The following is a 22,169-nucleotide window of genomic DNA, read 5'->3' as shown; positions in this document are numbered from 1 at the left end:
GGGTCGCCGTGTCGATGCGGCGAGCGAGCTCACGCAGCACTGCGGGCCTCGACGGGATCCTGTCCTGACACGATCCGGGCGATGTTCGCCAGCGGCAGTGAGCCGGCTTTCAGGTAGTCGCTGTGCCCGCCGTCGCCTGCCGCGAAGACGCGGGCGCCGAAGCCCGGCGAGACCGGGTCGGCGCCGAACCCGAGGGCGGCGAGCCGGATGTGCGGCACATGGGCGATCCAGTCGCCGCCTGCCCGGCCGGCCCAGACGGCCGCTCGCGTACGCAGGTCGGCGGCGTGCTCGACGGGGACGCCGGGGCTGGCGATCAGGATGAGCCGCTCGACGTCCAGCCCGGGCGCGGCCAGGCCGCAGACCACGCTGCCGTAGGAGTGGCACAGCAGGGAGACGCGGGCGGCGGGTTTGGCCGCGACCAGCTCCCGTACGAACGCGCGCAACGCCGGGGCGCCCTCCTCGGCGCGGCCGGACGTCAGCACCGCCAGGCCCGTCAGGGTGGGCGTGCGGTAGCCGAGCCAGGCGACGACCGCGGACCGGTCGCCGAGCGCCTGCCACAGCCTCAGCGCGCCGCCGCGCAGGAGCCCGTACTTGTCGAGGCTGGTGTCGCTGCCGGGGACCAGCACCACGATCCGCTCTGCCGCCGGGAGATCGCCGAAGACCTCGACGGCACGGCCGCCGTCCCGGCCGTCGAAGGACAGGAACCGGCGTCCGGGATCGGTCATGGCGCGCAGCATCGCGGCCCGCCGCAGGTCACCGTGGTCCGCGGCCATCCGCCGGGCGGCCCGGATGGCGTCCCGGCTCGCGGCGTACCGCGCGGCCAGGGCCTCGGGCGTCGCGACCCGCAGCGGCGCGAGAGAGGCGGGGACGGGCGCGGGGACCGCGGCGGGGCGTGCCGCACCCGTCACCGGCGCCGCCACCGATACGGAGACGAACGCGGCGAGCAGGGCGCGGCGCAGACGGGGCGCTTTGACGTCGATCACCCGATCGACGGTGCCGCAGGCGGTGCCCGCGCCACATCGGACCACCGTCCCCATTCGCGGGAGCGCCGGGATACCACGGTCGTACAACCGTGGTCCGATGCCGAGTGAGCTCCACTCGCCGGTGGCCGGTCCGACACCGGCATCGCCGCCGCCCCCTACTCCGCCCGCCGTACCCGCACGGCGCGATACCCCCCGGGGAGTATCGCGCAGACCCGTCGACGGGACGACGACACCACCACTCCCGCACGGCGACGATCGAGACCCACCGTCACCCCCACAGAAAGGCACCGCCTCATGTCGTCCGCCGCCCTCATCCGCCACATCACGCCCGTCCCCCCGCACCGCGCCCGAGGCCCGCTGGCAGAGGTGTACGCGCAGGTCAACGCCGAGTTCAGCAGCATCGGCCCGGCCGTGATGATGATGTCGCCCGCCCCCGAGCTCATGGCCGCCGGTTGGTCGCTGATGCGCGAGGCACAGCTGGCCGGCGACGTCCCGGCGCTGGAGAAAGCCGTCGTCGCGTTGGGCGCGGCCCAGGCCAACGGGCTCGACTACGACATCGAGGCGTTCCTGTCGATGCTGCGGCTGCTCGGGCAGCCGCAGCTGGCCGACACCATCAGGCGGGGCGAGGCGCCGTCCGACTCCGGCCTGGCGGCGCTGCTGGACTGGGCCGCCTCCACCGGTGTCGCCGCACGAGAACCGCTGAAGCCGCCGTTCTCCGGCGAGGCGGCCGCGGAACACCTCGGCACGGTCCTGTTCACGCACTTCGTCGACCGCGTGGCCGCCGCCATGCTGCCCGCCGGGCTGACCCCGGGCACCCTGGACCCCGGCGACGAACCACCGTTCGACGGCGCGCCCGTCCTGCGCCCCCTCGACCAGGACCTGCGCCCCGGCGCCACCCTCCCCCTGCTCGACGGCCTGCCCACCGCCGAACCCCCGGCGTGGGCGGCCGGAGGCCCGATCGGCACCGCGTACGCCGCACTCGCCGCCACCGCCGCGCAGGGCAGCGGCCTGCTCACCCCCGCGGCCGCGAGTGTGGTCGCGGGGGTGATCGCCGAGCACCGGGGCCGCCGCCTGCCCGCCGGCGACTGGCTGGAGCGGTCTCTCTCAGGCCTCTCGCAGGACGAACGTACGGGAGCGCGCATCGCGATCCTCGCCGGCCTGGCGCCCGAGTCCATCACCGACGAGCACGTCACCACCTGGCGCGCCACCGACCGGCGCCTCAGCGACCACTGCACCGTCTACCTGCTCGCCTACGGCGCCATGACCGCCGTCACCCACATCGAAGCCGACCTCACCACCTGACCCACTCCCCCGCCCGTCACCGGGTGCCGGCAAGACCGCTTGCACCGAGCATTGCTCGAGGCTCGGAGCAGACGTACGCTTCGTAAAGTACGTACTTTACGATGCTGTCGGAGTTGGCATAGATGGATCCCCGGGAGAGACAGTTCGTCGACCGGATGGGGCTGGTCATGGAGCGGTTCGGCGGGACACGGACGATGGGCCGGCTGTATGCGTGGCTGCTGATCTGCGACCCGCCGCACCAGTCCCTCGCCGAGCTGGCGGCCCAGCTCGGCGTGAGCAAGACCGCGATCAGCACCATCGCCAGGCAGCTGGAGGCGGCATCGATGATCGAGCGTGTCCCCACGTCGCGCCGCGAGCACCATTACCAGGTGATCCACGGCGGATGGGAGCAGGTGATGCGGGTCCAGCTGGCCGCCCTCCAGCCGGCCATCGAGACGTTGGACTTCGGGCTGTCGGTCGTCGGCGACGACCGGCCCGAGCAGCGGGCGCGGCTGGAGGACACCAGGGAGTTCTTCGCCTTCACCGCACTCGACGGGGACAGGTTCCTCCAGCGCTGGCAGGACTATCGCGAGAAGCCGGCAGACGATGACGGGGGCGGCGGATGAACGCGGGAAAGGTGGACTTCAGCGACATCACCGACGAAGGAGTGACCTGGACGCTTCTGGGCACCCTCTACCTGCGGGCGTGGGAGAGCCGATCACCGAAGCCGATCCTCGGGTGGTCCGGATGATCAAGCTGTTCCGATGGACTGCGCGCGACGGCCGGAACGTCGAGCGCTGGAACCCCGCCTCACCTGCGCCGAGCAGGCCCCCTTCACCACGCACCACCGCAAGATCCCGGTACGGCTCTACCGCGTCCTCTACCGGCTCATGAACGCCGCACCGGGACTGCGGAACACGTCCGTGGACTACCGGTTCACGTTCTAAATCCGCCCGGATCCCGCCCTTCGCTCAACGCCTCACGTACAACGACAACAGGCCCACGACCAAGGGAGCGACGATGACCGACATCGTCAAGCGGTACAACATCCCCGAACAGCACTTCTGGCTGCACGGACCGCGATCGGGCCCGCCGGTCGAGTACGACGCCCGCGCCGGGATGTGGAACGTCTACGGCTACCCCGAACTGCACGAGATCCTCGGCGATCCCACGACGTTCTCCTCCGACACCATGCGCGTGGTCCCCGAGGGCATGAAACCGCCCAAGGAGGACTTCTCGCTGGACGGCTTCATCACCCAGATCGACCCGCCGGAGCACGGCAAGCTGCGCAAGCTGGTCAGCAGCGCCTTCACCCGCAAGGTCGTCGCGGATCTCGAGCCGAGGATCGCCGCCCTCACCCACGAACTGCTCGACGCAGCACAAGATCGCGGCCGGCTGGAGCTGGTGACCGATCTGGCCTATCCCCTCCCGGTCATCGTCATCGCCGAACTGCTGGGCGTGCCCAGCAGCGATCGCGCCCTGTTCAAACAGTGGGCCGATGCGCTGTTCCAGCGCGACGCCAAGGTCTCACTCGCCGAGCCCGCCGAAGAACAGAGCATCGAGCTGCAGGCCACGCTGAAACCGTGGAAGGAGATGTCCGGCTACCTCGCCGCCCACGCCGCGGAACGCAAACGGCAACCACGCGCCGACCTGCTCACCAGGCTGGTCGAGGCCGAGGTGGACGGCGAACGCCTGCCCGACGACCAGGTGGTCAACTTCGCGATCGTGCTGCTGCTCGCCGGCCACATCACCACGACGATGCTGCTCGGCAACACGGTGCTGTGCCTGGACGCCTTCCCCGAGCAACAGGACAAGGTACGGGCCGACCGCGCCTCCATCCCGGAGGTCATCGAGGAGTCCCTGCGCTTCTTCACCCCGTTCGCCGCCGTCGGCCGCGCCACCACCCGCGAAGTCGAACTCGGCGGCGTGACGATCCCGGCCGATCAACTGCTCATGGCCTGGCTCGGGCAAGCCAACAGGGACCCCCGGCAGTTCCCCGACCCCGACGTGTTCGACCCCGGCCGCGACCCCAACCCGCATCTCGCCTTCGGCCGCGGCATCCACTTCTGCCTGGGCGCCCCGCTGGCCCGCCTGGAGGGACGCGTCGCCCTGAACATCCTGCTCGACCGGTTCAACCCCCTGCGCACCGACCCGGACCACCCCGTGGACTTCATGCCCACGCCGACCATGACAGGAGTACGCCGCCTTCCGCTGATCTGACGCCCGAAGCACCCGGCCACGCCGGGAACGGCGCCCTCACCGGCGAGGCCGGGGGCGCCGTTCCGGCTGAGCGCCGGTGAAATCTCAGGGGGCGTTCGTCCGGAAGGAGGAGCGGTAGGACTGCGGCGTGACGCCGACGACGCGCTTGAACCGCTCCCGGAACGCGGTGGCCGAGCCGAAACCGGCCTGCGCGGCGATGCGTTTCCGGCGTCGACGGCTCAAACGTCACCGCGCGGAGGCCTGGCGGGCAGCGGGCGGTGGGCGATGGTGTGGGCTTCTTGGTGGCTCATGCCGTACATGCGCAGCAACTGCTCGGCCAGTTCGTCCGCTGAGCCCTCGTCCACCAGGTCGGGGTGTTCGAGCCAGAGTTGCAGGAACCCGAGCAGGGATCCCCCTGCCCCGGCCAGCGCCACGTACGGGTTGCCGAGCCGGAAACGTCCGGCGTCCATGGCGCGGCGGATGTCGCGCAGCGCGCGGGGCGCCAGGCCCTTGTCGGAGTCGAGGTACGGCAGCCCGGTGCGGGTGAGGACGCGGGCGATCTGGGGATGGGTGTCGACCAGCCGTCCGGTGAGCCGGACGGAGGCGGCGAAGACCTCGGCCGGGTCCTCGATGTCGGCGGTGAGCTCGTCGAGCAGTTGCCCGTGTTCTTCGAGCACATCGGCGATGGCGGCGTGGAACAACTCGTCCTTGCTGCCGAAATGGTTGTAGAACGAGCCGAACCCCACGTCGGCCGCCTCGGTGAGCTCCTGAATGCTGACCTCGGCCATGCCCTGCCTGGCCAGGAAGGTGCGGGCGGCGTCGATGAGCGCCTGACGGGTGCGGGTCTTGCGGCGCTCCAGCCGGGACGTGGGTTTCGGGGCTTCCGCCATCACGTCGCACATCATAGCGCTTGACAGAGCCTCCCCTCATTTCTGATGATTTCATCAGTAGTGACAATCAGATCAGGAGGTGGTGATGGAGAGTGCGCACGCGAATCTGCACAGCGAACGCGGGCCGCTGCGGGGCGAGCACCCCGGCAGGTCGCGCGACCCGGTGATCAAGGTCAGGGATCTGGCCTGGCTTGAGTTCGAGAAGACGAACCTGCACAGGGCCGAGTCGTTCGCCCGGGACTTCGGTTTCGCCGTGGCGGCCCGTACACCGGACGCCCTCTACCTGCGCGGCACCCTGCCCGGCCGGCAGTGCGTGGTCATCAGGCGAGGCCCGCGATCACGCTTCGTGGGACCGGCGTTCCAGGCGGCCGCGGCCGAGGACCTGACGCGGCTGGCCCGCGCGACCGGCGCGGAGGTGCGCGTGCTGGCCGACGAGTTCGACGGCGGAGGCGGCGTCCGGGTGGTGGACCTGCGCGACCCGAGCGGCATCCCGGTACGGGTGGTGTACGGGACGGCCGAGCTGCCTGCCCTTCCCGAGCAGCCGGTCCTGACGATGAACACCGGCCCGTACCCGGCGAGGATCAACGCCGTGCAGCGGCCCGCGCCCGAACCGGCCCGGGTGCGACGGCTCGGGCATGTGGTGCTGGAAACGCGGTGGTTCGAGCGGGCGCTCGATTGGTACCTGGACACGCTCGGCATGATCGTCAGCGACTTCCTGTTCCTGGACGGCCAGCGCGACCGGGGCCCGACCATGGCGTTCATCAGGTGCGACAGGGGCGGGGAGCCGGCCGACCACCACACGCTGGCCATGCATCTGGGGCCCGGGGTGGGCTATGTCCATTCGGCGTACCAGGTGGCCGACATGGACGCGGTGGCGGCGGGCGGCGAGTACCTGGCGGCGCGGGGCTACCGGCGCGTGTGGGGGATCGGCCGGCACATCCAGGGCAGCCAGATCTTCGACTACTGGCGCGATCCCGACCGGCTGATGGTGGAGCACTTCGCGGACGGGGACCTGTTCGACTGCACGGTGGAGCCGGGCTGGGCGCCCATGTCGGCCTCGGGCCTGGCGCAGTGGGGCCCGCCGGTCACCCGAGACTTCCTCGGCACCAACCCGTCCCCCGCCCTGCTGCGCAGCGTCGTGACGGCGTTGCGCGAGGACAACGAGATCGACGTCCCGCGCCTGCTGGGACTGATGAAGGCGATGAGAGCGTGAGCGTCAACGTACTGCGAACCGACGGCCGCTGGTGGGTCGAGCGCGACGGGCTGGCCCACCCCGTGGACACGGCCGCACAGACCACGGCCGAACTGCTGGCCGACCGGGAGGCGGTGAAGAACGCGGCTTCGGAAGGGGTGCCGGTGGAGGAGCTGGAGCTGCTGTCGCCGGTGACCACGCCGTGCCGGGTGGTGTGCCAGATGGTGAACTACCGGTCCCACGCCAGCGATTCGGGCTTCGACCCGGACAAGGTGCCGATCACGTTCTTCCGTAAGGCGTCCGGATCGGTGTGCGGGCCGTACGACGCGATCGTGAAGCCGCCGCACGTACGGCTGCTGGACTACGAGATCGAGCTCGGCCTGGTCATGGGTGCGCCCCTGCCGCTCGGCGTGACCGTGTCCCACGCCGACCTGCCCGCCTACGTGGCCGGGCTGGTGGTGGCCGACGACGTGTCGGCCAGGGACGTGCAGCTGTCGAAGACGCAGTTCTACGAGAGCAAGTCCTATCCGACGTTCACGCCGCTGGGACCGCGGCTGGTGCTGCTGACGCCGGAGGAGTTCGCGCGGCTGGTGGACCTGCGGCTGCAGCTGTCGGTCAACCAGGTGTTGCGGCAGGACCGCACGGTGGCCGATATGATCGCCGGCCCGGCGGCGGCACTGACGGCGCTGGCCCGCTTCCAGGAAATGGCTCCTGGCGACGTGCTGCTGACCGGCACTCCTGGCGGGACCGCGCTGAAGGCCCCGCCGAAGCCGGTGGAGCTGCTCGGCTCCCTGCTGCCGCCACCGCTGAAGTGGAAGATCTTCTTCGAGCGGCAGGCGAGGGTCCCGGCCTACCTGCGGCACGGCGACGTCGTGACGGCGCGCATCGCGACCGGCGACCGCGCCATCGACCTTGGCCGGCAACGTACGCGGGTGGAGTACGCATGATCCCCGTGCTCGTGGCGGGCGCGGGCCCGACCGGAGTGACGGCGGCCACCCTGCTGGCCAGGCACGGCGTACGCAGCCTGGTCGTGGACCCGCACCCCGGCGTCTACCCGCTACCCCGCGCGGTCCACCTGGACGACGAGGTGATGCGCATCCTGCAGGCGGCCGGCGTCGCGGAGGAGTTCGCCCTGATCAGCCGCCCGGCGCCCGGCATGCGGCTGCTGGATGGAGAGCTGCGCACGATGGCCGAGTTCCGCCGCGACGCCGGCGCGGGACACTCCGGCTGGCCGCAGGCCAACATGTTCGACCAGCCGGAGCTCGAAGCGCTGCTCCGTGCCAACCTCGCCCGGCATCCGGAGGCCGAGCTGCGGCCCGGCACCGAAGTGGTGGGCATCGAACAGGACGGGCACGGCCCCGTGCGGGTCCGGCTGCGCGACGTGACGAGCGGGCGGCAGGAGGAGGTGCGAGCCCACGCGCTGCTCGGCTGCGACGGCGCCAACAGCCTCACCCGGCGCCACGTGGGCGCACGGATGCGGGACCTGAGCTCCGCCGAGCGCTGGCTCGTGGTGGACGTGCGCTGCGCGAAGCCGCTCGACGTGTGGGACGGCGTCCACCAGGTATGCGATCCCGACCGCCCGGCCACCTTCATGCGGATCGGTCCCGAACGCTACCGGTGGGAGTTCCGGGTCGGTCCGGGCGAGGTCGTCGGCCGCGAGGCGCTGACGCGGCTGCTCTCGCCCTGGACGCGAGGGGTGCCCGAGGAGGAGCTGCACGTGCTGCGGCAGGCCGTCTACACCTTCCGCGCCCAGGTGGCCGACCGATGGCGGCGGGGACGGGTGTTCCTGCTCGGCGACGCCGCGCACTTGACGCCGCCGTTCATCGGCCAGGGCATGGGGGCCGGGCTGCGGGACGCGGCCAACCTGGCGTGGAAGCTGGCGCTCGTGCTCTCGGAAGGAGGCCACGAACGCCTGCTGGACACCTACCAGACCGAGCGCGCGCCGCACGTCACCCACATGATCCGATTGGCGATCGCCGTCGGCCGCCTCATGACGGGCCCGCCGAAGACGGGCCGCCTGCTGCTCGCCCAGGCCGAGCGCCTGCCCGCCGCCGCGCACAGCAGGTCGCCCCGGCTGCGCCGCGGCACGCTCGTACGACCCCGGCGTCCGTGGGGCGATCTGGCCGGGACCCTGCCCCCGCAACCCTGGGTGACGGTGAACGGCCGGCGGCAGCGCCTGGACGACGTGCTCGGCGACTCATTCGCCGTCCTGACCCTCGTCCCGCTCGACCCGCTGCTGGCCGCTCTGGCGCGCCGCCTGCGCGCCCGCGTCTTCGACCTGCGCGCGGCCCCGATCGACGACGGAACCCTGGCCCGCTGGCTGCTCGACGCGAGGGCCGTGGCCGTGCTGCTGCGCCCCGACAGGGTGGTGCTGGCCGCCGCGCCGCTCGCCAAGGGCACCGCCGCGATAGCCAGAGATACCGCCGCCTGGCTCCCGCTGCTGCCGCCGTCCCGTACCGCACTCGAGAGGAACGCCACCGCATGATCGACAGACCCCTGGTCCTCGAACTCGAGGACCTGGCCGCCGTGGAGGCCCTGCCCCACGTGGACGCCGACGGCTACGTCTACCTCGCCGGGCGGGCCAAGGACCGCATCATCAGGGGCGGGCACAACATCGGCCCGGTACCGGTGGAGGAGGCGCTCCTCACCCATCCCGGCGTCACGGCCGCCGCCGCCGTCGGGCGGCCGGACGCCCACGCCGTGCCGAAGGCCGTGTACGTCGTCGAGTCGCTCCCGCTCACCGCCGTCGGCAAGATCTTCAAACCCCGCCTGCGTGAGGACGCTGTCCGACGGGTGGTGCTCGCGCTGCTCGACCGGGCCGGGATCGCGGGCACGGTCGAGACGAGCACCCGCGACGGCGTCCCGCACGCCGAGATCACCGTGACCGGCGACGTCGGCGCCCTGGTGGCGGAGCTGCGTCGCCACACCTTCACCCACACCGTGCGGGGCGCCCATGAGTGACCTCGCCGCCCTGCGCCGCGTCGGGCTGCACGTCGCCGAAACCGCGGCCCCCGTGCTGGGGTTCACGCTGCTCTACGCGACGACGAGCCGGCTGCCGCCGGCGCTGGCGGCCGGTCTGTGCGTGGCCGCGCTGGTGGCGGTCCACCGTCTCCGCCAGGCCCGCAGCGTCTGGCCGGCGGTGGGCGGGTTATCGCTGACCGCCGGAGCCGCCGCCGTCACCGTCCTGTCGGGCGAGGCCACGAACTTCTTCCTGCCCGTGCTGCTGCTGCGCGCCGCAGTCGTCGCGGCGACCCCCATCATGTTGCTGCTGCGATGGCCGCCGGTCGGCCTGGCCGCCGGCGTGCTCACCGGCAAGGGTCTCGCCTGGAGGCGCTGCCCGTCCCGGCTGCGCGCCTACAGCGTCGCGAACCTGCTCTGGGTCGTGGCCGAAGGCGCCCTCGTCGCCAACCAGGCGCGGCTCTACCTCGCCGACCGGGCCCTGGCCATGGGGGCTTTCAAGCTCCTGGTCGAGGTGCCGGTCCACGTGCTGCTGGCGGTCCTGATGTGGGTCGTCTACCGGCGCATGACCAACCGTCCCTGCCCCTGCGAAGGAGTCCACTCTTGACCACCACCGTCACCCTGACCGGCACCGGCGTGCCGATCCCCGCGCCCGGCCGCGCGGGCGCGGGCGTCCTGATCCGCCACGGCGCGACCGCCCTGCAGTTCGACGCCGGCCGCGGCACCGTGCTCCGCCTGACCGAGGCGGGCGTCGGCCTGCACGAGCTGACCGCGGTGTTCGTCACCCACGTGCACAGCGACCACGTGATCGGGCTGCCGGACGTGGTGATGGGGCGCTGGATCCAGGACCACGTGTGGAAGACGGGCCCGCTCGAACTCCACCTCCCCGAGGGTGTGGCCGCCGGGTTCGCCGAGCGGATGCTGGACCCGTACGCGAGCGACATCGCGCTGCGCATGGAACACGTGCAGGAGGCCCCGCCCGAGCCCCGGCTGCACAGGTTCGCCTGCGGGTCCCGGCCCCGGGAGATCTGGAGCCGAGACGGGGTCACCGTGGAGGCGGTCGCCGTTCACCACGAACCGGTGCCCGACGCGGTGGCCTACCGCGTCCGCACGCCCGACGGCACGGTGGTGATCTCGGGTGACACACGCGTGTGCGACGAGGTGGAAGAGCTCAGCCGGAACGCGGACGTGCTGGTCCACGAGGCGTGCCGGACCACCGCGCTGCACGCCGCCGTCGCCGGCACCCCATTCGAGAAGATCTTCTCCTATCACGCCGACACGGTTGCGCTGGGCGGTCTGGCCAAGCGCGCTGACGTCAAGCACCTGATGCTCACCCACCTGATCCCAGCCCCGGACGATGAGGCAGGCGAGCGGGACTTCGCGAACGACGTACGCCTGGGCGGCTACGAGGGCCCTCTCACCGTGGGCCGCGACCTCATGACGGCGACCATCGACTGATCGGGCTTTCGCCGCGCGTCGAACGTCCAGGCGTGGTCACAACCACGTCCGTCGTACGCGGGGCAGGCGCGGACCTGTGGCGGCGCACAGCTCATGGGTGACGCCGGTAAGGCGTTCGGGCGGCTGCCACAGGCGAGCGGCCATGTCGGTGTCGCGGATGGCGCGCTCATGAGTGTGACGCATGGGTGCGCCACGCAGCTGCAGCGGCCCGTCGGGAACATCGTCATCGGGCTGATCTGCGTCTCCCTCCTGTCCCTGATCCCCGAGCCGCATCGACGCCAGGTCAACGCCGTGCTGGTCGGCGGTGCGGGCTCGGCATCGGCTGGCTGCTCCACACCGCCTGGGACGTCGTGCACCACCTCAAGGGAAGTCCCATCCTCCCGTTCGCCCGACCGGCTATGTCGCCACGCCTGCGTCCAGTTCCAGGCGGGAGCCGGTGAACGCGGCTCGCAGGCGCCGATCGTGCGTCACGATCACCAGCGCGCCCCCGTACGAGGCCAGCGCCTCCTCCAGTTGCTCCACGAGCATCGGCGACAGGTGGTTGGTCGGCTCGTCGAGCAGGAGCAGGTCCACGGGTTCGCTCACCAGCCGCGCCAGCTCGATCCGGCGCCGCTGCCCATAGGAGAGCTCCCTCAGGCGCAGCCCCAGGTCGGACGGCCGGAACAGCCCCAGCGCGAGCAGCGCGTCCGCGTGCTCGTCCAGGCTCCCTGGACGCCCGTGCGCGTAGGCCCGCAGCACGGTCAGATCCGCCGCCGCAGCCGGCCCGCCCTCCCGAAGGAGCTCTGCCCGGCCGGCCAGCAGCATGTCGCCGGCGTCCGGCTCGCCCTGCCGGAAGAACCCGACCCGGCCGGCCCGCCGTACCTCGCCCGCGTCCGGCAGCAGTTCCCCGGCGAGCATCCGCATGAGCGTGGTCTTGCCCGCTCCGTTCGGGCCGGTGACGAGCAGCCGCTCGCCGGCGTAGACGGAGAGGGAGTCAAGGCGGAGCCGCCCCGCCACCACCACGGCGTCGAGCGCGGCCACCTCGGCCCCGGTGCCGGCGCCCGCGGTGGCGAGGGCGGCGGTGAAACGTAGCGGTTCGGGCGGCGGCGGCGCCGGGTGGTCGGTGAGCCACCGCAGCCGCTGCTGGGACTGCCGGATGCGCCCCGCGGCCCCGTGCGTACGCGAGCGCGCCCGCCAGGCCCCGGTGCCCATGCCCGCCTTGGCCACCTTGCGCGGAATGCCGGCCAGCCGCCCCGCGTTGGCCGCCACCAGCGTGGCATGCCGGTCCAGCTCCGCCTTCCAATCCTCGTGGGCCCGCGCCTGTGCGGCGCGTTCGGCGGCCTTGGCCGCGAGGTATCCGGCGTACCCGTCGCCGTAGCGGCGCACCTGCCCGTCGCAGACCTCCACGATGGCGGTGGTCACCCGCTCCAGGAACACCCGGTCGTGCGTGATCGCCACGACCGTGCCCCGGTGGGCGCGCAGGCGCTGTTCGAGCCAGGCCACCGCCTTGTCGTCCAGGTCGTTGGTCGGCTCGTCGAGCAGCAGCAGTTCGGGAGCCGACGCCAGCGTGGCGGCCAGGGCGAGCCTGGAGCGTTCGCCACCGGACAACGTGCCCAGCGGGCGGCTCCGCTCCAGCCCGGGCAGCCCGAGCCCGTGCAGTGCGACCTCCACACAAGCGTCCGCCTCGTAGCCGCCCCGCGCCTCGAACTCCGCCACCAGCTGCGCGTAGACATCCAGCCCCGCGCAAGCCTCCACTCCCCCGCCGGCGTCCATGCCCGCCTCGCCGAACGACCGTTCAGCCGCCCGCATCCGGGCTTCGAGCTCTCGCAGGTCGGCCAGCGCCAGGTCGACGGCGTCGGCCACCGTCGCGTGCGGCGGCAGCGCGAGCGACTGCGGCAGGTATCCGACGCCGCCGGGCGCGACGACCACGAGCTCGCCGTTGTCCGGCCGCTCGACGCCCGCCATGAGCCTGAGCAGCGTGGACTTGCCCGACCCGTTGTCGCCGATCACCCCGATCCGCTCGCCGGGCTTGACGGTGAGCGACACCCGGTCCAGGACGACACGGGTGCCGTAACGCTTGGTGATCTCGGTAAGTGCCAGTTGGGCCGCAGTACGCATAAGGGCCTACCTCCTCTGTTCGGCGCGGACAAATCCTGGACGCCACGGCTCGGCGTTCGCGTGGCATCTCGTGCCCCGCGCGCACAGGTCCGGCTGCACGATCGTCACCTCGCCCCCGGACGGCGCCATCTCCGTCGCCGGCGCCGCACCGGCGAAGGCCCTGCCCGGACCCCTCGACGCACCGGTGCTGAACCACACTCGGGCAGCCGTCATACGGTCTCCTCGCTCCCGTTGAGACGAGACGGTCCGTCTCGCTTCAATGGATTCTGCAAGCACGTTGCCGCGATTGTCAAGACGGACCGTCTCGTCTCGAACGGTCTACGCTCCCGGACGTGTCCCACCCCAGAACCCGAAGCCCGCCCGGCGAACCCGGCAGGTAGGTGGTGCGCGGGAAGACCCGCAGCTCACTGCGCCGCTCATAAGCGACGAAGCCGGCCACCAGCAGCAGGCCCCCCGCGATGCCGGCCGCCATGGCCGCGGCGCCGGACAGCACCCCCGCCACGCTCACCGCAGCGGTGGCCGCCGTGCCCAGCAGCAACGACACGACCGGCACCGGCGCCCGAGCTCCGCCGCGCTCGCCGCCCGGCAGCACCCGGGGCACGAGCAAGCCGCACACCGCCGCGATCACCGCCATCGTCACGAACGCCAGCCGCCACCCGCCGAACTGGGCGAACAGCCCACCGATCGCAGGGCCGACGAAGTTGCCGACGCCGTACATCGCCGACATCAGCGCGTTGCCGCGCGTCCACAACCGCCGCGGCAGGGCTGATCGGACGGCGGCGAAGCCCAGCCCGGACAGCAGCCCTGCTCCCAACCCCTGAACGGCGCGGCCGGCCAGCAGCACCGGCATCGCCGGGCTCACCGCGCACGCCAGCGAGCCCACCAGGAACACGGTGAAGCCGAGCAGGTAGGCGCCGACGTTCCCGCAACGGGCCAGGAGGCCGCTGACCAGCATCGTCGCGATCACCATCGCGACGAGATAGATCGTCATGTTCCACGCGTAGAAGCCGGCGCCGCCGATGTCGGCCACCGCGGTCGGCAGCAGGCTCGACGCCAGATAGATGTTGACCGCACCGGCCAGCACCCCTGCGGCCAGCACGATCGCCGCGCCGGCATGCTCCGGGCCCAGCAGTTCACGCCACGAGGGCGAGGCGGCGGTCACGCCGTCGAACCCATCCACTCGCAGGGCACGGCGCGCCTTGCGGGACCGGACCCACCCACCACGGCTCTGAAGCCCCCCGCCAGCCCGATCGGACGGTGGCACAGCCGCAAGCCCCAGGTCTCGACAGCAGGCTCCGCGCCGAGCTGCTCGTTGTCACAAACACTCATGACATCAAGGCTGTCGTTGAACGAGTCCCGGAGACTTTTCGTCTCCTGCCGGAGGACGGCAAGCGGAAAGCCTCAAATGGGGGAAGAACCCACCCGCTCTCTCGGCTACCACGCGACCGGTCGTCACCTCGTGGCCTGGCAGGTGGTACCCGGTGGCGGGAGCCTCAGGCTGGTCAGGTAGCGGTTGACGTGGGCGGTGACGCAGCCGCCCGTGCCGTAGATGTAGAGCATGTGACCGTGCCCCTCGTACCGGACGCTCGACGAGCCCGGCACCTGGCGAACGATGCCGGCGACCTCGTCGTGGTCGGTCCAGCTGCCGACCCCGAGGAAGGGCACCAGGCCGCTGGCAGGCAGCGGCGCCGGCGGGTTGGTGACGGGTGCGGGCCAGCCGGCGCAGCCCAGCGACCACCACGACCGCTGCCCCGCGAAGTTCGGCGACAGCTCTTCCGCTCTGCTTAGCGCCTTGCGATAGGCCGCGTAGCTCTCGTACCCCTTGCCGTCGAGGCAGGTGGTCATGTTCTGCCCGGCGATCGAGGGCACCTTGGGGCTGCCCGAGGCCTGTCTGACGTAGTCGGCGAACCCGGAGGCGTCGCCGGCCGCGGCCTTCTTGATCGCGTCGGCGAGCTGGGCCCAGCGCGGGACGTCGGGTTCCTGGCCGGGCGAGGTGAAGCTGGGGGCGGCGGCGACCTTGAGGTCGAATCCGGTGTATGCGGCCCCGGTCGGGTCGTTCCGCACCGGAACGGGTGATCGGTCCGCGGCGGTCACCAGCCGGCGCCACACCTCGCCGGCGTCCTGCCCGTGCAGGGCGCAAGCCGTGGCGGAGCGGCACCAGGCGGCGAACCGCTCCATCTGCCGCTCGGCCCTCGGATACATACGGGACTCTTCGGCCGCCGCCTCCTCCACGTGGCCGGCGGTGCCGTCCATGACCATGGCGCGGATGCGGGAGGGGAACAGGCGGGCGTAGGCCACCGCGGGATGTCCGCCGTAGGAGTTGGCCAGAAAGCTCAGCTGCTGCTCGCCCAGGGCGGCGCGGACGGCCTCGATGTCGCGGGCGACGGAGGCCGAGTCCATGTGATCGAAGAACTCCGGGTCGGCCGACCGGCACCGCTGCGCGTGTTCGCGATTCGCCCGCGCGAGCGCGGCGTACTCGGCGCGGTCGTCCGGCAAGGTGATCCACGGGCCGGTGGCGAGGCACTCGTACGGCAGCACACCGCCGGGCTTGACGGTGTTGCGCGGGGCGAAACTGATCACGTCGAACCGGTCGCGCAGTTTCGCGAACCTGCCGTGGAACTGCTTCAGGTCGTCGATGCCCGACGCACCGGGGCCGCCGGGGATGGAGAAGACCGTGCCGATCCGGCGTTCCGCGCCGGAGGCGGGCAGCACGGCGACAGGGATGGTGATCTTCCGCCCTGCGGGCTTCTTCCAGTCGAGGGACACCTCGACGGAGGCGCAGCGCATGTCCTCAGGGGCGTCCTTGTCGGCACAGGGCCGCCATGCCAGGGAGGACGGGCCGGGATCCGCGGAGTCGCCCGCGGCGGGCACCGCCATCACTGCGGCCATGAGCGTGGCGGCCGCACCGACGGCCAGCACCTTGACGCGCCCCCTCAGCGCGATCATCGTCGCCCCGGCCGTCAGCGCGGCGGCGATGTAGGCGACGAGAAGCGCGGCCGCCGCGGGCGGGGACAGCAGGCCGCCGCCCGCCCCGGCGATCTGGGCCGGCAAGTTCTCGATCATGTACGAGCCGGCCTGCGCTCGCAGCGGCGACGGCAGGGCCTGGGCGACGACCGGGAGAACCAGGAAGATCATGACGAGCACGACCAGGCTCCCGGGAGTGGAGCGGATCGCCGCGCCCACGCCCAGCCCGATCAGCGCCGCGGCCGCCATGGACAGCCCGGCGACGACCACCGTGGCGAGCACCCCAGGCTCGGAGAGCGGGGTGCCCAGGGTCCGCCCATCGAGCAGCAGCTGATCTGCGCGGTCACCGAGGACCGCCTGGGCGGCCAGGTGCATGCCGAACGCCAGGACCTGGCCGGCGACCAGGGTGACGGCGACCAGACTGGGGATCTTGGCGAACAGGAACAGCTGCCGCCGCGGCACCGCCGCCAAGCTCGTGCGGATCATGCCGGTGGCATGCTCGGAGGTGATCATGAGCGCGCCCAGGGTGCCGAACACGAAGTAGGCGACCGGCAGCCCGGTGCCCAGCCCTGCCCCGTTGCTGCTGTAGCGCAGCCGCTCCTCGGCCGTCTGGTGGTCGAATCCCCGGCCTATCAGGTACGCCACCCCGGCGCAGGCCAGCACGGCGAGGAGGGAGACGGCCAGCAGGTAGGCGTTCGACCGGAGCGAGCGGAGCTTGTGCCACTCGGAGGCGACCACGTCCAGCATCATCGGGCCACCTCCGAGACGGCGGCGGAACGGGCGGCGGGGCCGGCGCCGTACTCGACGCTGTCCTCGGTGAGCTCCATGAACGCCTCCTCCAGCGAGGCACTGCGCGGCGTCAGCTCCCGCAGCGCGATCCCCGCACGCAGTGCCAGCTCACCGATCTCGGCCGCGTCCATGCCCCGCACGAACAGTCCACCGGTCCCGTGCATGCCGGTCCCGTGCATGCCGGTGTCGGACGCGTCCTCGGGGGCCACGCTCACGCCGTGCGCGCGCAGGATCTCCGCCAGCCGCTCCGGATCCGCCGAGCGCACCAGCACGTCGCGCTGGAATTGTGCGGCGAGCGCACCGGTCGGCGTGTCGGCGATCAACCGGCCACGTCCGATGACGACCACGTGCTCGGCGGTGAGCGCGAGCTCATTCATCAGATGGCTGGACAGCAGGACTGTACGGCCCTCGCCCGCGAGCGACCGCAGCAGGTCACGGATCCATCGGATGCCCTCCGGATCCAGCCCGTTCAGCGGCTCGTCGAACATCAGCACCGCCGGGTCGCCGAGCAACGCCGCCGCGATGCCCAGCCGCTGCTTCATTCCCAGGGAGAACCCGCCGATCCGCCGGTCCGCGACCTCGGCCAGACCGACCTGGTCGAGCACCGCGGCCACCCGCCGGGAATCGATGCCGTTGCTGCGCGCCAGGCAGCCGAGATGAGCGCGGGCCGTGCGGCCACCGTGCACCGCCCCGGCGTCAAGCAGCGCCCCCATCGTGCGCATGGGCCGGCGTAGCGACGCATAGGCGTGCCCGTCCACCAGCGCCTCGCCCGCGGCGGGGATCTCCAGCCCGAGTACGGCCCGCATGGTCGTGGACTTGCCGGCGCCGTTCGGCCCCAGGAATCCGGTCACCAGGCCCGGTTTCACCGTGAAGGTCAGGTCGTCCACGGCGACGGTGCGGCCGTACCGCATCGTCAGCCCCCTCACTTCGATCACGACTCCCCCTCGTTCGCTCTGTTGGGTCCGCCCGGCTCGGCCTCGACCGGATCGAGCCGGGCGGCGTGCCCAGCCTCGCGGCCCGGGCGCCCGGCCTCCATGGGCGTCCGCCCACCGATCGGGGTGGAAAATCGCCACCTCGGGGGTAGGGCTGGCCCCACCGCCTTCTCCGCACCGGCAGGGCAGACTGCACTTGTGATCCCGATACCACCCAAGCGCGGCGGACCGGCGCGAAAGGCCATCCCAGGCCTGGCGCAGCACGCGCTGAAGGGATTGACCGGCCTGGCGACGCACACGTTCAACGCCGTGACCGGCCTGGCCGCGCTCGCGCTGAACACCGTCACCGGCCTGGCCGCGCTCGCGCTGCTCGCCCTGCTGCTGCCGGCAAGCGCCGCGCTCGTGCCGATGGCCGGTCTCCGGGCCGCACCGCTCACCCGCACGCTCGTGCTCGCCCACCACCTGGCCGGGTTCCAGCGCCGCTGGGCGAGCCGGGTTCTCCGCCGGGACCGCGCGACGGACAGCGTCCCTGCGTACCAGCCGGAAACCAGCCCCGGGCGCGGGGACGACCCGGCACCGGCGCTGCGCGACCCGCGCACACGGCGCGTACTGGCCTGGCTTGCCGTGCACGCTGTCACAGGCCCGGCCCCCTTGGCGGCGGTGTGGGCGATGCTGGCCTCTCTCGACTACGTCTTCTTCGAGCTGGACCCGGCAGAGCAGAGCAGGCTGAACACCTTCTCCCTCAGCGTGTCCGTCGTGGCCATCACGGTGGTCGCCCTCATGTCCGTCTCCCTGTTCCGCACCGGCCAGGCGCGACTGGCCCGGCTGCTGCTGGACCCGCGCCCCACACCGGACGCCCGGATCCGGGAACTGACCGCCTCACGGGCCGCCGTCGTCGACGCGCGCGCCGCCGAGCTGCGCCGCATCGAACGCGACCTGCACGACGGCGCCCAGGCCAAGCTGATCGCCATCCGCATGCACCTGGGGCTGGCCCGCAGCTGCCGAGACCCCGACGAGATGCAGCAGATGATCGACGATGCGCGCGAGGTCGCCGGCCAGGCCCTGACGGATCTGCGTGACCTGGTGCGCGGCATCCACCCGCCGGTGCTGGCCGACCGCGGCCTGGCCGGCGCCATCGAGGCGTCCGCGCTGCTCTGCCCGATGCCGGTCGAGGTCGACATCGACCTGCCCGGCCGCCTGCAGCCACCCGTCGAGTCCGCCGTGTACTTCGCCGCCGCCGAGGCGCTGACCAACGTGACCAAGCACAGCGGCGCCTCGCGCGCCTGGGTGCGCCTGCGGCACACGGCCGGCGTGCTGAGCCTCACCATCGGCGACGACGGGCGCGGCGGAGTTCGCCGAGCCGAGGGCACCGGCGTGCGTGGCATCGAAAACCGCCTGTCCGCCTTCGACGGCTCGCTCATCGTGAGCAGCCCGCCCGGCGGCCCCACCGAACTGACCATGGAGCTGCCGTGCGCGTCGTCATCGCCGAGGATCTCGCACTCCTGAGGGACGGACTGGTACGCCTGCTGTCGGCGCACGACTTCACCGTGGTGGAGGCGGTCGACAACGGCCCCATGCTGCTGGCGGCGCTGGTCCGGCATCGTCCGGACGTGGCCGTGATCGACGTGCGGCTACCGCCCGGCTTCACCGACGAAGGACTGCGCGCCGCGCTGGAGGCGCGCAGCCGCATTCCCGGGCTGCCGGTGCTGATCCTGTCGCAGTACGTGGAGCAGCTGTACGCCAGGGAACTGCTGTCCGACCGCTCCGGCGGAGTGGGATACCTGCTGAAGGACCGGGTGGGCGACGTCGACAGGTTCGTCGACGCGGTACGCCAGGTCGCCGGGGGCGGCACCGCCATGGACCCGGAGGTGGTCTCCCAGTTGCTGACCCGCCGCAGCCGGGACGAACCGCTGGCCGCACTCACGCCCCGCGAGCGCGAGGTGCTCGAGCTCATGGCAGAGGGAATGTCCAACCTGGCCATCGCCGCCCGTTTTCAGATCACCGACAAGGCGGTCGGCAAGCACACGACCAACATCTTCGCCAAGCTCGGCCTCCCTCCGTCCGACGACCACAACCGGCGCGTCATGGCGGTCCTGGCCTACCTGCAGACCACACCCGCACCATCCCGTACGCGACCCGATCCGGACCGGCGAGGGACGATCCCCGATCTTCACGGCGAAGGCACCAGGACATCATGAGGCATCCGTCAACGGCTACGGCCCGCACTAAAGCGACCCACGTCCGTCAACTCCAGGAAGCGGGATGAAACCACTCACTGCGTGGTCCTGGTCATCCGCGAGCCGCAGCGCGCGGATGCCCCCGGACGCCCTCACCTTCCGAGAGCGTCGGGCCCGTACTGCCAGACGAATTCCAGCCACGGCGGGGCCACCCCCGTGAAGTGCGCCCAGCTGCCCGGTTCCGCACCGGGGTAGTCGCCTCGGACCTCGGACAGAAACGTCAGCATGAAGCCTTCCCGGATCAGGCTGTTGACTATCCGGCTCAGCGTCTGCCTGTACTCCCTGGGTTCGTGGATGCGGCGGCCGGCCGTCCGGTCGTAGACCCAGTCCTGGTCGGGATAACTGGCCGCGACCTCGTCCGTATAGGGCTGCTTCAGCGTGTAGCCCTCCCCATTCCACGACTCGTGAGTGAGCCCGGAGAAGAACGGGTTGGCGCACATCAGGTAGTAGCGGCCGCCTCCTTGGACGACTCTCGCGACCTCGCGGAAAACGATCCGGCAGTCCGGGACGAACGTCAGCGAGTACGGATGCCAGACCAGGTCGAACGAGGAGTCGTCGAGGGCCGACAGGTCCCGCATGTCCCCTTGGATCGTACGGATGCCGACGCCATAGTGCTCAGCGGCCACGCGGTCCCGTTCCAGCTGCCCGGACGAGATGTCGAGGACCGTCACATCGGCTCCGAGCAGAGCGAAGGCCGCAGACTGCTGCCCGCCTCCTCCCGCCAGGCAGAGCACCTTCCGGCCCGCCAGGTCGCCGGGGATGCCCAGCCGCTCCAGGCCCAGATAAGCCTGCGCCTTCTCCGGGTCCAGGTCGAGCATCGGACGGGTGAACAACGCGTCCGCCTCGACCAGGGCTTCCCAACGTTCGACGTTGTAGTGGTAGACCTCGTCCTGCACAGCGATCACCCTAGCTGTCGTCCAACGGCCGGGACGAGCCATTTATGGCCGGGCCGGGCGTGCAGCCGCCGCCCCGTGACGAGCCGCGGCCCGGACTGCCCGCCCACAGCCAACGCCACCGGGCTCATCCACCCCACCGGCCGGCCACCAGAAACCTGAAACCCATCACCGACGGCGCGCCGCATACGCCGGCAACACCGACAGCTCCACATCCGCATCCGGCCACCGCCGCCGAAGCAACGCACCAACCCGCCACGCCCACCCGGCCAACCCCGGCAGCACCCCGAACGACTCCGCCACCCGCGCCGCCGCCTCCACCGTCGCCACCAGCTGCACCCGGCTGTCATCACCCGCCGCCCGCCCATCCAGCGCGGCCAACCGCTGCAACCGAACCAGCACGAACGAAAAGCACGCCGCCGCCAGCCCGAAACCGAACCGCCGATCGTCCTGCGCCTCAGCCACGCCCCGGGCCAGAGCCTCCCGATAGACCTCCCCCAATCCGGCATCCACCGACAACCACCCAGGACCCGGAACGTACAAGCACACGGCATCGTGCAGCGCATGCGTGAACCCCGCGAACTCGAAATCGATCAACCGCGCATCAGGCACCCCCGACGCCCGCACCAGCACGTTGTTCGCCTCCGGATCACCATTGCTCAACGCCAGAAACGGCCCCGGGTCCGCCAGTTCCGCCAGCACCGCCGCCAACTCCCGCTCAGCCCCATCCCCCAGAGCCACGCCCCGTTCGGCCGCCTGCCGCAACCCCTCCTCCCGAAACCCGGCAAACCTCCCCGCACAATCCGCAACCCGATCGACCGCACCCAACGCCGACCTCCGGCCGTAATAAGCCTCCGCCCGACCCGCGGTCGCGGCATTCAGCTCACCACGCACCCGGGCGAACGAAACCAGCCGATCCCCATGAGCCGCCGCGCCATCCGTCCGCAACAGCTCATCCAAGGCCACCCGCGGGCCCAGATCCTCCAGCACCACCACACACGTCGCCAGATCCGCGGCCACCACTCGCGGAGCCAGCCGCAAACCGAGATCATCCGCCAGGAACCGCAACGCGGCCACCTCGGTCCGCAACCGCCACGACTCCGAACGAGCCGAACCTGCCGCATGCGGCCGCACCCACTTCACGATCACCGGACCGCGCAGCCCGCTCAGCTCCGCCCGAGCCACCGTCCAGGGCTCCATCCGCCGCCAGTCGACCACGGCAGCGGGTGCCAAGAGGCTCTCGACGTTGTCGATGAGGTGGTTTTTGTCCATTTGAGGATTGATCATCAACCGAGC

22 protein-coding genes and 1 pseudogene are annotated in these 22,169 nt (G+C 71.7%); 14 read left to right on the top strand and 9 right to left on the bottom strand.

Going from position 1 to position 22,169, the window contains the following annotated elements; all coding sequences use genetic code 11:
- Window positions 1–29: 29 nt before the first annotated feature.
- The gene (locus ABN273_RS54535) at window positions 30–983 is read right to left on the bottom strand and encodes an alpha/beta hydrolase (RefSeq protein WP_349457653.1); all 954 of its coding nucleotides are present in this window, start codon (window positions 981–983) and stop codon (window positions 30–32) included.
- 294 nt (window positions 984–1,277) lie between these two features.
- Between ABN273_RS54535 and ABN273_RS54530 the strand changes: the two genes are divergently transcribed.
- From ABN273_RS54530 to ABN273_RS54510, 5 genes are all read left to right on the top strand, one after another.
- The gene (locus ABN273_RS54530; protein ID WP_349457652.1) at window positions 1,278–2,285 is read left to right on the top strand and encodes a carboxymuconolactone decarboxylase family protein; all 1,008 of its coding nucleotides are present in this window, start codon (window positions 1,278–1,280) and stop codon (window positions 2,283–2,285) included.
- 122 nt (window positions 2,286–2,407) lie between these two features.
- Window positions 2,408–2,890: a GbsR/MarR family transcriptional regulator gene (locus tag ABN273_RS54525; RefSeq protein WP_349457651.1), complete on the top strand. Its 483-nt coding sequence runs from the start codon at window positions 2,408–2,410 to the stop codon at window positions 2,888–2,890.
- The gene (locus ABN273_RS54520; protein WP_349457650.1) at window positions 2,887–3,015 is read left to right on the top strand and encodes a hypothetical protein; all 129 of its coding nucleotides are present in this window, start codon (window positions 2,887–2,889) and stop codon (window positions 3,013–3,015) included. Before ABN273_RS54525 ends, ABN273_RS54520 begins: the two co-directional genes overlap by 4 nt.
- A gap of 13 nt (window positions 3,016–3,028) precedes the next feature.
- Complete coding sequence (locus ABN273_RS54515) at window positions 3,029–3,211, top strand: hypothetical protein (RefSeq protein WP_349457649.1); 183 nt, start codon at window positions 3,029–3,031, stop codon at window positions 3,209–3,211.
- Window positions 3,212–3,284: 73 nt separating this feature from the next.
- A complete protein-coding gene (locus tag ABN273_RS54510) occupies window positions 3,285–4,484 on the top strand; it encodes a cytochrome P450 (protein ID WP_349457648.1) in 1,200 nt (399 codons plus the stop codon).
- Window positions 4,485–4,568: 84 nt separating this feature from the next.
- On the opposite strand, the gene ABN273_RS54505 is transcribed toward ABN273_RS54510, so the two are convergent.
- Together ABN273_RS54505 and ABN273_RS54500 are read right to left on the bottom strand one after the other, a co-directional pair.
- Window positions 4,569–4,706 (bottom strand): AraC family transcriptional regulator, encoded by a 138-nt coding sequence (locus ABN273_RS54505; RefSeq protein WP_349457647.1) that lies wholly within the window; start codon window positions 4,704–4,706, stop codon window positions 4,569–4,571.
- Window positions 4,703–5,353, bottom strand: a complete 651-nt coding sequence (locus ABN273_RS54500; RefSeq protein WP_349457655.1) for a TetR/AcrR family transcriptional regulator — start codon at window positions 5,351–5,353, stop codon at window positions 4,703–4,705. The genes ABN273_RS54505 and ABN273_RS54500 overlap by 4 nt, the downstream gene beginning before the upstream one ends.
- An 85-nt stretch (window positions 5,354–5,438) precedes the next feature.
- On the opposite strand from ABN273_RS54500, the gene ABN273_RS54495 reads away from it, so the two are divergent.
- The 7 genes and pseudogenes from ABN273_RS54495 to ABN273_RS60075 all read left to right on the top strand — a co-directional run bounded on the left by ABN273_RS54495 (window position 5,439) and on the right by ABN273_RS60075 (window position 11,401).
- On the top strand, window positions 5,439–6,566 hold the full coding sequence (locus ABN273_RS54495) for a VOC family protein (RefSeq protein ID WP_349457646.1): 1,128 nt from the start codon (window positions 5,439–5,441) through the stop codon (window positions 6,564–6,566).
- Window positions 6,563–7,492: a fumarylacetoacetate hydrolase family protein gene (locus tag ABN273_RS54490; protein WP_349457645.1), complete on the top strand. Its 930-nt coding sequence runs from the start codon at window positions 6,563–6,565 to the stop codon at window positions 7,490–7,492. Before ABN273_RS54495 ends, ABN273_RS54490 begins: the two co-directional genes overlap by 4 nt.
- Window positions 7,489–9,030, top strand: coding sequence for a bifunctional 3-(3-hydroxy-phenyl)propionate/3-hydroxycinnamic acid hydroxylase MhpA (mhpA, locus tag ABN273_RS54485; protein WP_349457644.1), 1,542 nt, complete (start codon window positions 7,489–7,491; stop codon window positions 9,028–9,030). The genes ABN273_RS54490 and mhpA overlap by 4 nt, the downstream gene beginning before the upstream one ends.
- On the top strand, window positions 9,027–9,506 hold the full coding sequence (locus tag ABN273_RS54480) for a hypothetical protein (protein WP_349457643.1): 480 nt from the start codon (window positions 9,027–9,029) through the stop codon (window positions 9,504–9,506). The genes mhpA and ABN273_RS54480 overlap by 4 nt, the downstream gene beginning before the upstream one ends.
- Window positions 9,499–10,110, top strand: coding sequence for a DUF3159 domain-containing protein (locus tag ABN273_RS54475; RefSeq protein WP_349457642.1), 612 nt, complete (start codon window positions 9,499–9,501; stop codon window positions 10,108–10,110). Before ABN273_RS54480 ends, ABN273_RS54475 begins: the two co-directional genes overlap by 8 nt.
- Window positions 10,107–10,961 carry an MBL fold metallo-hydrolase gene (locus tag ABN273_RS54470; protein ID WP_349457641.1) on the top strand — a complete coding sequence of 285 codons (855 nt, stop codon included), beginning with the start codon at window positions 10,107–10,109 and terminating at the stop codon, window positions 10,959–10,961. The genes ABN273_RS54475 and ABN273_RS54470 overlap by 4 nt, the downstream gene beginning before the upstream one ends.
- A 93-nt stretch (window positions 10,962–11,054) precedes the next feature.
- Window positions 11,055–11,401, top strand: a pseudogene (locus tag ABN273_RS60075) (DUF6010 family protein).
- Here the strand turns inward: ABN273_RS60075 and ABN273_RS54465 are convergent.
- The 4 genes from ABN273_RS54465 to ABN273_RS54450 form a co-directional block, all read right to left on the bottom strand.
- A complete protein-coding gene (locus tag ABN273_RS54465) occupies window positions 11,358–13,058 on the bottom strand; it encodes an ABC-F family ATP-binding cassette domain-containing protein (RefSeq protein ID WP_349457640.1) in 1,701 nt (566 codons plus the stop codon). The pseudogene ABN273_RS60075 and the gene ABN273_RS54465 sit on opposite strands and share 44 nt — an antisense overlap.
- A gap of 289 nt (window positions 13,059–13,347) precedes the next feature.
- A complete protein-coding gene (locus tag ABN273_RS54460) occupies window positions 13,348–14,238 on the bottom strand; it encodes an MFS transporter (protein ID WP_349457639.1) in 891 nt (296 codons plus the stop codon).
- Window positions 14,239–14,510: 272 nt separating this feature from the next.
- Window positions 14,511–16,772, bottom strand: coding sequence for an alpha/beta fold hydrolase (locus ABN273_RS54455; protein ID WP_349457638.1), 2,262 nt, complete (start codon window positions 16,770–16,772; stop codon window positions 14,511–14,513).
- The gene (locus tag ABN273_RS54450; protein ID WP_349457637.1) at window positions 16,769–17,746 is read right to left on the bottom strand and encodes an ABC transporter ATP-binding protein; all 978 of its coding nucleotides are present in this window, start codon (window positions 17,744–17,746) and stop codon (window positions 16,769–16,771) included. Before ABN273_RS54450 ends, ABN273_RS54455 begins: the two co-directional genes overlap by 4 nt.
- A 195-nt stretch (window positions 17,747–17,941) precedes the next feature.
- On the opposite strand from ABN273_RS54450, the gene ABN273_RS54445 reads away from it, so the two are divergent.
- Together ABN273_RS54445 and ABN273_RS54440 are read left to right on the top strand one after the other, a co-directional pair.
- Window positions 17,942–19,249, top strand: coding sequence for a sensor histidine kinase (locus ABN273_RS54445; RefSeq protein WP_349457636.1), 1,308 nt, complete (start codon window positions 17,942–17,944; stop codon window positions 19,247–19,249).
- On the top strand, window positions 19,213–19,941 hold the full coding sequence (locus tag ABN273_RS54440; protein WP_349457635.1) for a LuxR C-terminal-related transcriptional regulator: 729 nt from the start codon (window positions 19,213–19,215) through the stop codon (window positions 19,939–19,941). Before ABN273_RS54445 ends, ABN273_RS54440 begins: the two co-directional genes overlap by 37 nt.
- Before the next feature lie 131 nt (window positions 19,942–20,072).
- Here ABN273_RS54440 and ABN273_RS54435 read toward each other — a convergent pair whose 3' ends face one another.
- A complete protein-coding gene (locus ABN273_RS54435; RefSeq protein WP_349457634.1) occupies window positions 20,073–20,885 on the bottom strand; it encodes a class I SAM-dependent methyltransferase in 813 nt (270 codons plus the stop codon).
- A gap of 156 nt (window positions 20,886–21,041) precedes the next feature.
- Window positions 21,042–22,163, bottom strand: a complete 1,122-nt coding sequence (locus ABN273_RS54430; protein ID WP_349457633.1) for a hypothetical protein — start codon at window positions 22,161–22,163, stop codon at window positions 21,042–21,044.
- Window positions 22,164–22,169: the final 6 nt, after the last annotated feature.

Source organism: Nonomuraea sp. B19D2 (genome assembly GCF_040137845.1).
Taxonomy (GTDB): domain Bacteria; phylum Actinomycetota; class Actinomycetes; order Streptosporangiales; family Streptosporangiaceae; genus Nonomuraea.
The sequence above is the reverse complement of the archived record's forward strand: the minus strand, read 5'-3'. Positions and strand labels throughout refer to the sequence as shown.